The organism is Streptomyces sp. NPDC005791, assembly GCF_042871485.1.
In the GTDB taxonomy this organism is placed as follows: Bacteria; Actinomycetota; Actinomycetes; order Streptomycetales; family Streptomycetaceae; genus Streptomyces.
In genome coordinates this window covers 692,991-705,426 of sequence record NZ_JBIAIP010000001.1, presented here as the reverse complement: position 1 = coordinate 705,426, position 12,436 = coordinate 692,991, and the positions used below count along the sequence as shown (strand labels likewise).

Below are 12,436 nucleotides of genomic sequence, written 5' to 3'. Positions count from 1 at the left end.
CTTACTGCGACGCCAGGAGGCCACCATGTACGAGCCGATCCGCACGAAATCGGTCCACACATCGGCCGACAACGCCGATTTCCCGCACCGCACCCGCGAGGAGGAGCTGGACATACAGCTCGCCGGACACCTCGCCGCCCTGCTCGCCGTCACCGACGAGCTGGGGCTGACCGCAGAAGGTGACCGCATCGCCGGACAGGTCGCCCGTCTGCGCACCGCACCGCCCGCCCGGCACGCCGGACGGAGCGAGGCGTCCCCGGCCGCCCTGCACCGCCGCGCCCACACCCTCGCGGGCCGCGCCCTGGTGGTGGCCGCGTCACGCGCCGACACCGCCGTGGCGATCCTCGCGGCCGAGGCCATGGACGCGCACGCCGCGGCCCTGTCGGGCACCACCGCGCGGACCGCCCTGGTCGGCGCCCCCTGACGGCCCCGGTCCACGGGTCGCGAAGACGCGTGGACCGGGTGCCACACACGTGCCGGGTGCGGGCCGCACCCGGGCGGGCCACTCCTGATGACGGACGGGCAGAACGCGACGGGTGACACGCCCGCGGAGCTCGCCGCGTCCCGGTCGTGCGCGACGGCCCGCGCGGCCCGGGAAGGGCGGCGCGGGCCTGCCACGGAACCGGTGGTCACAGAGCGGCGCGGACGCGCACCGTGGCCGACGCGGTCGAGGCGCTGTGCAGGTCGTCCCCCGCGTAGGCGACCGTGTAGACAACCTGGCCCCGGACGGACGCCAGGTCGTTGATCCGGAAGGTGCCGTCGGCCGCGACCGCCGCCGACGTGAGTACGTAGGTGCCCTTCTTGTCGGCCCGCTGCACGGACAGGGTGATGCCCGGAGGCAGTGCCCGGCCCTGACCGGTGAGGGTGCCGGTGATCTCCACGCTCTGGTTCTTCGTCGTCTCCGCCGGAGCCGTGAGCGTGAGGGCCGTGGGCGCCTTGGCCACCGCGACCTGGAGGTTCACGTCCTCGGCGGGACGGTGGGTCACGTCCCCCAGGAAGGACAGGGTGTACGTGGCCTCGCCGACCGCCGAGGGGACGTCCAGGACCGTGAACGTGCCGTCCGCGGAGACCTCCACGGGCGCGAGCGTGCGGTCGCCGTCGGCGTCATGGCGTACGGCCGACACCTTGACCGGCTCGGCGGGGGCCGGGCCGTCGAGTTCGAGCCGGCCGCGGATGCCGAGCGGTTCGCCGACGACCGGTGTGCCCGGGGTGGTGGACAGGGTGCCCGTGAAGCGCGAGTCGTACTGCGCTGCCGGGGGCTGGATCACGTGCAGCCAGTAGCCGTTCCCGGAGGCGTTGGTGGTGACGGCGAAGAGCCGGGAGCCGTCCTCGGACCATTCGAGACCGCGCGGGGTGACCCGGGCCCCGTCGAGCTCACCCTCGAAGGCGAACTCCAGCGCGCCGGTGCCCTGGTCCGGGTCCGCCCGCTGGATCAGGAGGTCGGCCGTGGAGCCGGTGGCGGTGGCACCGCGCGCGATGTACGTCCCGTCCGCGCTGAACGCGACCGCTGACGCCTTCGCACCCTCCGGCAGCGGCTGGTACTGCTTCGCGGCGTCGGACAGGTCCGCGGCGTCGAGCAGCCGCGTGCCGTGCGCCGCGTCGGCGACGGCCAGCCGGCTGCCGTCGGCGGACAGGGCCAGGTCCTTCAGGTCGAGCGCGCCCGCACCCGCACTGTCGGCGAAGCGGCGCTGCGGCCCCCGTACGAGCGTGTCGCCGCTGCTGTCGAAGACGGTCAGATAGGGGTTGCTGCCGCCAGGGCTCAGCGTCTGCCCCATGGCGAGCACGTCCGGAGCCCGGGACGCGGTCGCGAAGTGGAGCCTGCCCGCGCCTTCCCAGCCGGTGTAGGAGGGGGCGCCGTTCACGCTCCCGTACAGATAGCTCTGGCGCTCCTCGCACAGCGTGGTGTAGCCGATGTCGGTGTGCCACACCTTGCCGCCCGCGTAGGCGACCTGGCGCCCGCACTGCCCGGAGTTGTTGGTCGCGGTGTGGGTGGTCTTCGCGTACGTGTCGGTGTCGTACGCGGAGATCCGGTACATCTCGGAGACGTAGAGCTTCGACCCGTCGTGCGCGAGGGCCATGCCGCCCACGGAGCCGTTCGAGCTGGGCAGCTCGGCGACCTTCTGACCCTGGAAGTTGTAGACGTGCACCGCCGACTTCGACGACGTGGTCCGGGTGTCGTCACTGATGTAGACCCGCTCGTGCGCGGAGTCCACGACCATGGACGAGAACGACGAGATGGGCAGCTTGGCCACGTCGTCGTCCGCCGCATGGGCCGCCGGCGCCGCGAGCACGGTGAGCCCGGCGCCTCCGAGCGCGAGCGCGAGAAGCGTCGCGATGCCGCGCTTCCTATGTCCTGACCTGTTCAACTGCTTCCCCCCACAGGGTTGTCGACGCCTTCGTCTCCCTCGGGCGCCCTGGGGGAATCATGCAACAGATGTGAAGGTTATGTGTGCAAGTTGTTGGCGATGCATGGACGTTCTCCCGTACTCCCCCCGAAACAGGGCGGCACCCGGAGCCATGAGGGGGCTCCGGGTGCCGTGCCGCGGCGGGCCGTCGACCCCACGGGTCAGAGCGATGTCGAGAGACCCGGCCGCGGGGACAGGGGGCTGGTCAGCCCAGGCGCCGGACCAGCGCGTGGTACTCGTCCCACAGTTCCTTCGGGGTGTGGTCGCCGAAGGTGTTGAGGTGCTCGGGGATCAGCGCGGCCTCCTCACGCCAGATCTCCTTGTCGACGTCGAGCAGGAAGTCGAGGTCGGACGCGGAGAGGTCCAGCCCCTCGGTGTCCAGGGAGCCCTTGGCCGGCAGGATGCCGATCGGGGTCTCGACACCCTCCGCCGTGCCCTCCAGCCGCTCGACGATCCATTTGAGGACGCGGCTGTTCTCACCGAAGCCGGGCCACACGAACTCGCCCGCGTCGTTCTTGCGGAACCAGTTCACGTAGTAGATCTTCGGCAGCTTGGACGCGTCGGGCTTGTCGTTGCCGACCGTGACCCAGTGCTTCATGTAGTCGCCCATGTTGTAGCCGCAGAACGGCAGCATGGCGAACGGGTCGCGGCGCAGCTCGCCGACCTTGCCCTCGGCGGCGGCGGTCTTCTCGGAGGCGACGTTGGCGCCGAGGAAGACGCCGTGCTGCCAGGTGAACGACTCGGTGACCAGCGGGACCGCCGAGGCGCGGCGGCCGCCGAAGAGGATCGCCGAGATCGGCACGCCCTTCGGGTCCTCCCACTCGGGCGCGATGATCGGGCACTGGCCGGCCGGGACGGTGAAGCGGGCGTTGGGGTGGGCGGCGGGCGTGCCGGACTCGGGGGTCCAGTCGTTGCCCTTCCAGTCCGTGAGGTGCGCGGGGAGCTCCTCGGTCATGCCCTCCCACCACACGTCACCGTCGTCGGTGAGCGCGACGTTGGTGAAGACGGAGTTGCCCCACATGGTCTTCATGGCGTTGGCGTTGGTGTGTTCGCCGGTGCCGGGCGCGACACCGAAGAAACCGGCCTCGGGGTTGATCGCGTACAGCCGGCCGTCCTCACCGAACCGCATCCAGGCGATGTCGTCACCGATGGTCTCCACGGTCCAGCCGGGGATCGTGGGCTCCAGCATGGCGAGGTTGGTCTTGCCGCAGGCGCTCGGGAACGCGGCCGCGACATACCTGCTCTCCCCGCGCGGCGGGGTGAGCTTCAGGATCAGCATGTGCTCCGCGAGCCAGCCCTCGTCACGGGCCATGACGGAGGCGATGCGCAGCGCGTAGCACTTCTTGCCCAGCAGGGCGTTGCCGCCGTAGCCGGAGCCGTAGGACCAGATCTCCCGGTCCTCGGGGAAGTGCGAGATGTACTTGGTGGAGTTGCACGGCCACGGGACGTCCTCCTGACCCTCCTCCAGCGGCGCGCCGAGGGTGTGGACGGCCTTGACGAAGAAGCCGTCGGTGCCGAGTTCGTCCAGGACCTCCTGGCCCATGCGCGTCATCGTGCGCATCGAGACGGCGACGTACGCGGAGTCGGTGATCTCGACGCCGATCGCGGAGAGCGGCGAGCCGACGGGGCCCATGCAGAACGGCACGACGTACAGGGTGCGGCCGCGCATCGAGCCGCGGAAGACGCCCTGCTCGCCCACGAAGATCTCCCGCATCTCGGCGGGGTCCTTCCAGTGGTTCGTCGGGCCCGCGTCCTCCTCCTTCCCGGAGCAGATGAACGTCCGGGTCTCGACGCGGGCGACGTCGCTGGGGTCGGACGCGGCGTGGTACGAGTTCGGGCGCTTGACCGGGTCGAGCTTCGTGAAGGTGCCCTTGGCGACGAGCTCCTCGCACAGGCGCTCGTACTCGGCCTCGGAGCCGTCGCACCAGACCACCCGGTCCGGCTGGGTGAGGGCGGCGATCTCGTCCACCCAGGAGACGAGCTCCTGGTGCCGAGTGGGAACAGTGAGGGGAGCCGCGATGTCTCGCGCCACGATCGCTCCTTGAAGAGAGGGTGTGTTGTCAGGCCCCGTGGGGGCTGCGACCCGGATGCTGACCCCTTCGAATTCCCCTGGCGCTCATCCGGTGCCGACCGCACTCATTTGATCATCCGACCATCGCGCCCATATGTCCAGAGGGCCGCCCACGTGAGCATCACCACTCGGATCGGTTACCTACGGAAGCGTAGGTAGCATGCGGACATGACTTCTGCCGCCTCCGCGTCCGGACCTGTCGAGCTCACGGACCCCGTCCCGGTCAAGCCACGGATGCGTGGCTGGCTGCACGCCGGAATGTTCCCCGCCGTGGTCATCGCCGGAATCGCTCTCATAGCCCTGGCCGACAGCACCCGCGCGCAGATCGCCTGCACCGTCTACGTCATCAGCGCCTGTCTGCTGTTCGGTGTGAGCGGGGTCTACCACCGAGGCACCTGGGGTCCGCGCGGCGAAGCGGTGCTGCGCAGACTGGACCACGCGAACATCTTCCTGATCATCGCGGGCACCTACACGCCGCTGGCCCTCCTGCTGCTGCCCGCGTCCACCAGCCGCCCGCTCATGTGGGCGATCTGGGGTGCCGCGGCGGCCGGCATCGCCTTCCGGGTGTTCTGGGTCGGCGCCCCGCGCTGGCTCTACACCCCGTGCTACATCGCCATGGGCTGGGCGGCGGTCTTCTTCCTGCCGGACTTCATGCGCGCCGGCGGCGTCGCGGTGCTGGTCCTCGTCGTCGTCGGCGGACTGCTCTACAGCGTGGGGGGCGTCATCTACGGCCTGCAGCGCCCGAACCCGTCTCCGCGCTGGTTCGGCTTCCACGAGGTGTTCCACTCGCTGACGCTGGCGGCGTTCATCGCGCACTACGTCGGCATCTCCCTGGTGGCCTACCAGCAGTGAGACCCCCCACCGCATGAGGACGGGCCCGGCCACCACGCACCACGGCCGGGCCCGTCCTCATGGGTCAGGCGCCCAGCTTCGCCGCCAGCTCCTCCGCGTCCGTCGTCGGCGCGTCGCACACGAAGTGCCGGCAGACGTACGCGGCCGGCTCACCGCCCATCGACGGCCGGTCCACCAGCAACGGGAACTCGGTGCCCGCGTCCGGCCCCTCCCCCGCCGCGACGACCGCGCCGGGCGACCGTCCCAGCAACGCCGTCCGGTGCAGCTCCCCGCCGACCGGCCCGGCCACCGCGACCTCGCGCGGGCCGTCCAGCAGCGCCTCGGCGACCGCCAGCCCCCAGCCGATGAACCGGGGCGCCTTCGGGCCGAGCGCCCCGACGATGCCCAGGGCGCCCTCGGCCGCCGTACGGTGCGCCTCGGAGCCGGTGTGCGCGGCGTAGGAGAGCAGCGCGCCCGAGGCGGCGGTCCAGCCGGCCGGGGTGGCGCTGTCGGTGGGGTCCTGGGGGCGGCGGATCAGCCGCTCGGCGTCATCGGCCGTGTCGTACAGCTGCCCGCCCTCGCCGGTGAAGCGCTCCAGCACGATGTCCAGCAGGAAACCCGCGAACTCCAGCCAGGCACCCTCACCGGTGACCGAGGCGAGCGCGAGGAACCCCTCGGCGACATCGCCGTAGTCCTCCAGGACCCCCGCGTTGTCCCCTGCGCGCCCGTCCTTCGACGTGCGGCAGAGCCGTGCGACGTCACCCATGTGCACCCGTACCAGCAGGTCGGCGGCCTCGGTGGCCCGCTCGACGAGGTCCGGGCGGCCGAAGTACGCCCCGGTCTCGGCGAGGGCGGCGATCGCCAGCCCGTTCCAGGCGGCCACGACCTTGTCGTCGCGCTCGGGACGCGCCCGCAGCTCACGCGCCGCGAACAGCCGGGAGCGTACGCCGGCGACCCGGACGGCGTCCTCCGCCTCGTCCTCCGCCCCGGCCCGCACGAGCCGCAGCACGGAGGAGCCCTCCTCGAAGGTGCCCTCCTCGGTGACCCCGAAGTGCGCGGCGGCGAAGGCGGCGTCCTCCTCACCCAGCACCTCGCGCAGCTGCGCGGGCGTCCACACGTAGAACGCGCCCTCGACGTGGCGGCCCTGCGCGTCCTCGCTGTCGGCGTCCAGCGCGGAGGCGAAGCCGCCCTCGGCGGTCCGCAGCTCACGCACCATGAAGTCGGCCGTCTCCAGCGCCACCCGGCGCGCCAGGTCCGAGCCGGTGGCCCGCCACAGATGGGCGTACACGCGGCACAGCAGTGCGTTGTCGTACAGCATCTTCTCGAAGTGCGGGACGATCCACTCGCGGTCCACCGAGTAGCGGGCGAAGCCTCCGCCGAGCTGGTCGTAGATCCCTCCGCGCGCCATGGCGGCGCAGCTGTCGGCGGCCATCTGCAGGGCGCCCTCGGCACCCGTACGGGCGTGGTGGCGCAGCAGGAACTCGAGGACCATGGACGGCGGGAACTTGGGCGCGCCGCCGAAACCGCCGTGCTTCTCGTCGTAGTCACGGGTCAGCCGCAGCAGTGCCTGCGCCAGCTCCGCCTCGCCCGGCACGGCGCCCTCCCCGGCGGTCAGGGAGCGGCTCGCGAGGTCGCGGACGATGCGCCCGGCGACCTCGGCGACCTCGTCGCGCCGGTCGGTCCAGGCGGCCACGACCCCCTCGAGGACCTGCTGGAAGGACGGCATACCGTGGCGGGGCTCGGGTGGGAAGTACGTGCCGAAGTAGAAGGGTTCGGCGTCGGCGGTGAGGAAGACGGTCATCGGCCAGCCGCCCTGGCCGGTCGCGGCCTGCACGGCCTCCATGTACACGGCGTCGACGTCGGGGCGTTCCTCCCGGTCGACCTTCACCGGCACGAAGTGCGCGTTGAGGTAGCCGGCGACGGTCGCGTCCTCGAAGGACTCGTGCGCCATCACATGGCACCAGTGGCACGCGGAGTAGCCGACCGACAGCAGAACGGGTACGTCACGCCGTTTCGCTTCCTCGAACGCCTCAGGTCCCCACGGCCACCAGTCGACCGGATTGTCGGCATGCTGAAGCAGATAAGGCGAGGTCACACCAGCCAACCGGTTCATACGCCCCAGCCTCTCACAGCGCCTGCCGCGACCGGTGAAGCGCTGACGAGCCCGCCTCACTTGGCCGAATTGCACTTATGCGCCATGACGTGGTGGGCGGCTCCTTCCCTTCCGAGTCGGGCAGCCCGGCACCTAGGAACAGTAGGCTGAGCGCAGCAGCGCCGGACCTGCCGAGGCCTCTCGAAGGAGGTACACCATGACCGCCGAGATGGTGGCGCCCGCGTGGATGCATGCGCAGATCAGCGCGGAACGGTACGACTCCTGGTCCGAGGAGCAGTGCGCCGGCATCGAGATCGTGGACGGGATGGTCGTCGTGAGCCCGAGCGCCTCCAAGCGCCACAACCGGCTGGCCCGAATCCTGGCCAATGCCCTGGACGCAGCTGCGGGCCCGGACTGGAACGCCGACACGGACTTCGACGTCCGCCTGCAGGACGTCCCCCTCACCAACCGCCGCCCGGATGTCATCGTCTACCGGGCAAACACCATCGACCTCACGCCCACCCGCCCGGAGCATGTCCTCCTGGTGGTCGAGGTCGTGTCGCCCGGCTCGGAGACCACCGACCGGATCGTGAAGGTGGACCAGTACGCCAAGGCCGGTATCCCTTTCTACTGGCGGGTCGAGCAGGCCGCCACCGGGATCCCGATCGTGTACACCTACGTCCTCGATCCCGCCACCAAGGCGTACAGGGACGGCGAGATGTTCACCGGCGCGATCAAGGCTGCGGCGCCTTTCTCCGTCACGGTCGATCTCGGGGTCGTGTAAGAGCGGAGAAGCCTCCCCGCTTTCGACATCTGACTGGCAGCACCCGGACCCTCCTTCTTCGCGGACCGACCGGAACAGTCCTCGCCTCAGGCCGGATGCGCCACCTGCGTACCCCATGCCGGTTCGCAAGCGACCGTTAACCGCGCCCGGTCAGGAACCGATCGAGGTCACACCGACGGAAGACCGCGCCGGTCAAGGACGGAAACCGTGACACTGCGGGCAGGTGCGAGCCGACACCTTCGACCACCCACGCGCGCCACGACCATGAGGTCGAGCAGTGCGTCGACCACACCGCCCTACTTCTTGTGCAAGTGACAGTAACTGAAGTACCTTGCAGGACATGCAAGATGACGCATGGTCACCACCTCCTGTCCTGTTGACGGTCGACCTCGTGATCCTGACGCTGCGGGAAAGCCGTCTGCACGTCCTCCTGGTGGAGCGGGGCGAAGATCCCTTCCGGGGCATGCTCGCGCTGCCCGGGGGGTTCCTGAGCCACGATGGCGAGGAGATCCTGGACGCCGCCCACCGCGAACTGAGTGAGGAAACGGCCCTGACCTCCGGCTGGGTGCACCTTGAAGAGCTGGCCGTGTACGGAAGCCCGGGCCGCGACCCACGGGGCCGAGTCGTCTCCGTAGCCCACCTGGCGATCGCGCCGGGGCTGCCCGACCCTGTCGCGGGGACGGATGCCACCGATGCCGCGTGGATTCCCGCAGAAGCCGTCCTGTCCGGCGAGGCGCCCCTCGCCTTCGACCACCGTCAAATCGCCGCGGACGGGATCGAACGCGCGCGCACAAAGATCGAATTCTCGGCGCTGGCCACTGCTTTCTGCGGGGAGAGTTTCACCATCGCAGAGCTGCAGCAGGTGTACGAGGCCGTCTGGGGTACCACGCTCGACACCCGCAATTTCTACCGGAAGGTCCAAGCCACGAAGGGATTCATCGTCCCCGTCGGCACGGACCGCAAAACTACGGGAGGACGGCCCGCACGGCTGTACCGGGCCGGTCCGAGAACCGTGCTGTTCCCACCGCTGATCCGACCCGCGCCATCTGCGACGGAAGAAAACACGAGAGGGGAAGAGGAGTAGATGCCGAAAGGCCCGGTGGTGATTCTCACCGCCCTCAATCTTGAATACCAGTCCGTGCGGGCGAGGTTGGCGGATCTCCAGGTGCATCTCCACGAACGCGGTACCCGGTTCGAGGTGGGAACCGTACGGGGCACATCGCGCCGTGTCGCGCTCGGCCTGACGAACAAGGGGAACCATTCCGCCGCGGTGATCGCCGAACGCGCGATCCAGGAGTTCTCTCCGGTGGCCGTGTTATTCGTCGGGGTCGCCGGAGCCCTCTGGGACAACACCAGGCTGGGTGACGTGGTGATGGCGTCACACGTATACGCCTACCACGGCGGGACCAGCGAGGACGACGGGCTCAAAGCCCGTCCCCGGGTGTGGGAAGCGCCGCACGGCATCAGCCAGCTTGCCTCGCACCTGGCCCGCTTGAACGACTGGGCGGACCCCGCACCCGGTCACGAGGACGGACCGCAGGTGCGCTTCGGGCCGATCGCCGCCGGCGAGATCGTCCAGAACTCAAGGATCTCGGCCGAGGCGAAGTGGATCCGGCAGCACTACAACGACGCGCTCGCCATCGAGATGGAGGCGGCCGGTGTGGCCCAGGCCGGACATCTCAGCGGGGCGCCGGTGGCCATCGTCCGAGGGATCAGCGACCGGGCGGACGGCACGAAAAACAGTTCGGACGACCGCAACTGGCAGCCACGGGCCGCGACGAACGCGGCGGCGTTCGCCATCCGGTTGGCAGGGGAACTGGTGGACGAGCAGGAGGAGGCCGCGAGGCCTCAGGATGACAGTGCCCGTTCGGCCGACCGGTCCGAGCGGCGCGTCAGCAACACCGTCCACAACAGCACCGTCGGCATCATGGCCGGCTCAGTCACGGGCAGCAGTGTCCACATGAACGCGGTCTCGAAGGCATCCGGCCCGGCGGACCTGATCACGGAGCTGAACGGTTTCCGCGATCAGCTGGGGTGGCACCGTACCGAGGGCACCCTCGACGAGGACAGCCACCGGGAGGCCCTGGCCGATCTGGACTCCGCCCTCCGGTCAGCCGGGGAGCGCACCCCAGAGTCGTCGAAGCGGACGACCATGACGCTCAAAAGGCTGCGCGGGCTGGTCGCGGACTGCCCCGCACTGGTGGCCGCGTTGACTCCGCTGGTTGCCGCAGCCGGTGACCTGACATGAACCACGACGAGGCCGCCCCTTACCACTCGGCGGCGTACAACTCGACCGTCGGGATCCAGGCCGAAACCGTACACAACTCCAACGTCTACTTCGTCCATCCGGACGCCTCGCCGCAGGAGAAGTACCGAGTCGGCGTACAACTTCTGGAAGACGGCGTCCCCAGCCGGGCCCGCGAAATGATCACTGATGCGATCGCCCACGGGTACGACAGCACGGAAGTTCGCTTCCACTGGGTGCTCGCCATGCTCAGCGCACGCACCCACCACGACCTGACCACCGAGGAGGTCGGGCAGCTGCGTTACGCCTCCGGGCTCGTGCGGCACTTCGCCGAGGACAGGTGGAAGCAAGCCCTGCGCGTTACTTTCGACCTGTTGGCGGTCCTCAGCACCGCCAGCAGCAAGACCGGCCCCGTACTGAAGGAACTGCAGGACCTGCCGCTCCGCCAGCACGACGCGATCCTCCGCCACCTCGACGTGATACTCACCGGAGGACTGAAGGACGACCTGTGGGCGGAGACCCTCGGGCGTGCCAGGGCGGAACGCTTCGGCAACGGCCGGGCCCAGCGGGTCTGGGCCTACTTCGCGCCCGACCCCATCGGGGCGCGGGCCGTTCGGCCCCGCCCGAGCACCGCTGCCGCCGCCAAGGCGGCCCTCCCTGTCCGGGCGGTTCTGTTCGCCATCAGCAGTACCCTCCTTGGGGCCCTAGCTCTGATCGCGAATCCGGCCCAGGCGATCGTCGAGTCAGCGGTGGCACTCGGCGCGGGCCTGACCGCGGCGCGCTTCGGCGTTCGGTGGTGGGGTCAGGAGCCCAAGCCTGGCTTCGGGACTGAGGCTCACGTCTCGGATCCGCGCGATCCGCCAACCACCGAGGACCGGTTCACCAAGCGCGTCCGCCATTCGTTCGAGCACTACTTCAGCATTCGAAGGCCCCACGGCTTCACCGCGGACGCCTGGCTCGGTCACACGGTTCAGATCCGCAGCAGCCTCGCCACCGAGATCGCGGACCTCTACCGGGAGAGCCGGACCCCTGTGGAGCGAGTCGACTGGCTGATCCGGTACCTCGCCGAAGACGCCCGAGATCGATACAACAACGGCACACTGTCCGATCGTTACCGCCAGGACCAGACGTCGGGCAGGACGAAGGCCCTGACCGTGGCAGCCCTCGCCGTTCTCGGAGTCGGGGCTCTGGCAGGGCTCGGCACGGCGGCCATCGGTGCCGCCCAACCGCGGCCTCTGTGGGCGTTCCTGGCCGTGCTCGGTGCGGCTTGGTCAGGGCACGCGACCGCTTCCCGATGGCTGGAGGTCCGGCGTGAAGAACACCGGCTGAACCGGGAGACCCAGGAATACAGCGAGCATTTGGCCGAACGGCAGATTGCCTACGATCGCTGGAAGTCGTTCCTGGACGCTACGCGCCCCAGCGAACTGGAGATGGAGACCTGGCTCACCTGCGACAAGACCTCGTTCGTCGATGAGGCACTCCAGCACTACCGGCTCACCTGGCGCGACCTGATCACCCACACCATCCTGTTGGCCCCCGGTCCCTCCTACAAGCGTGGCCGGGTCCGAGGCGGCCCATGGCGGTACTCGCGCTACGTGTTCCGCCTGTTCCTGTTCACCCAGGACGGTATCCGCGAGATCAGCTCCGAGTTCGACTTCTTCGACGGAACGCGCAAAAACGAGCAGCGGAGCAACTACCGGTTCGACGCGCTGACCTCCGTACAGGTGACGGAGAACGCCGACATCGGCTACGACCTGGAGCTCTTCCTCGCCAACGGACCGGCCAGGAGGATCCGCGTCAAAGACGCCGACGCCCATCAACTGGCACCGACCGAGAATTCCCAGGAAATTTCCGAGATCAACCTCAGCACCGCCGGATCCCCCCACACCTTCCGCCTCCTGGAGGGGGTAGCAGCGGACGGAAAGCGCTGGATCGAACGGCACGGCCCCGACAGCCTGGCACCCTTCCAGACCGCCGGCTGATCCTGAAATCGAGCATAGGGGTGCCT

The 12,436-nt window shown here is 69.7% G+C and carries 9 protein-coding genes; 6 read left to right on the top strand and 3 right to left on the bottom strand.

What is annotated here, in order from left to right:
• Nucleotides 1–25 precede the first annotated feature (25 nt).
• Nucleotides 26–424, top strand: a complete 399-nt coding sequence (locus ACFYSH_RS03430) for a hypothetical protein (protein WP_359466991.1) — start codon at nt 26–28, stop codon at nt 422–424.
• Nucleotides 425–629: 205 nt separating this feature from the next.
• Here the strand turns inward: ACFYSH_RS03430 and ACFYSH_RS03425 are convergent, their stop codons facing one another.
• Together ACFYSH_RS03425 and ACFYSH_RS03420 are read right to left on the bottom strand one after the other, a co-directional pair.
• A complete protein-coding gene (locus ACFYSH_RS03425) occupies nt 630–2,366 on the bottom strand; it encodes an Ig-like domain repeat protein (protein ID WP_388750681.1) in 1,737 nt (578 codons plus the stop codon).
• Nucleotides 2,367–2,610: 244 nt separating this feature from the next.
• A complete protein-coding gene (locus ACFYSH_RS03420; protein ID WP_388750678.1) occupies nt 2,611–4,437 on the bottom strand; it encodes a phosphoenolpyruvate carboxykinase (GTP) in 1,827 nt (608 codons plus the stop codon).
• A 207-nt stretch (nt 4,438–4,644) separates the two neighbouring features.
• On the opposite strand from ACFYSH_RS03420, the gene ACFYSH_RS03415 reads away from it, so the two are divergent.
• Entirely contained in the window at nt 4,645–5,328 is a 684-nt protein-coding gene (locus ACFYSH_RS03415; RefSeq protein ID WP_388750675.1) for a hemolysin III family protein, read from the top strand.
• A gap of 64 nt (nt 5,329–5,392) precedes the next feature.
• Here the strand turns inward: ACFYSH_RS03415 and ACFYSH_RS03410 are convergent, their stop codons facing one another.
• Nucleotides 5,393–7,420, bottom strand: coding sequence for a thioredoxin domain-containing protein (locus tag ACFYSH_RS03410; protein ID WP_388750672.1), 2,028 nt, complete (start codon nt 7,418–7,420; stop codon nt 5,393–5,395).
• Between the two features lie 196 nt (nt 7,421–7,616).
• Here ACFYSH_RS03410 and ACFYSH_RS03405 point away from each other — a divergent pair, with 196 nt between their 5' ends.
• The 4 genes from ACFYSH_RS03405 (at nt 7,617) to ACFYSH_RS03390 (ending at nt 12,410) form a co-directional block, all read left to right on the top strand.
• Complete coding sequence (locus tag ACFYSH_RS03405) at nt 7,617–8,183, top strand: Uma2 family endonuclease (RefSeq protein ID WP_359467004.1); 567 nt, start codon at nt 7,617–7,619, stop codon at nt 8,181–8,183.
• Between the two features lie 340 nt (nt 8,184–8,523).
• The gene (locus ACFYSH_RS03400) at nt 8,524–9,267 is read left to right on the top strand and encodes an NUDIX domain-containing protein (RefSeq protein WP_388750670.1); all 744 of its coding nucleotides are present in this window, start codon (nt 8,524–8,526) and stop codon (nt 9,265–9,267) included.
• The gene (locus ACFYSH_RS03395; RefSeq protein ID WP_388750668.1) at nt 9,268–10,431 is read left to right on the top strand and encodes a purine phosphorylase; all 1,164 of its coding nucleotides are present in this window, start codon (nt 9,268–9,270) and stop codon (nt 10,429–10,431) included.
• Nucleotides 10,428–12,410, top strand: a complete 1,983-nt coding sequence (locus ACFYSH_RS03390) for a hypothetical protein (RefSeq protein ID WP_388750665.1) — start codon at nt 10,428–10,430, stop codon at nt 12,408–12,410. The genes ACFYSH_RS03395 and ACFYSH_RS03390 overlap by 4 nt, the downstream gene beginning before the upstream one ends.
• The last annotated feature ends 26 nt before the right edge of the window (nt 12,411–12,436 follow it).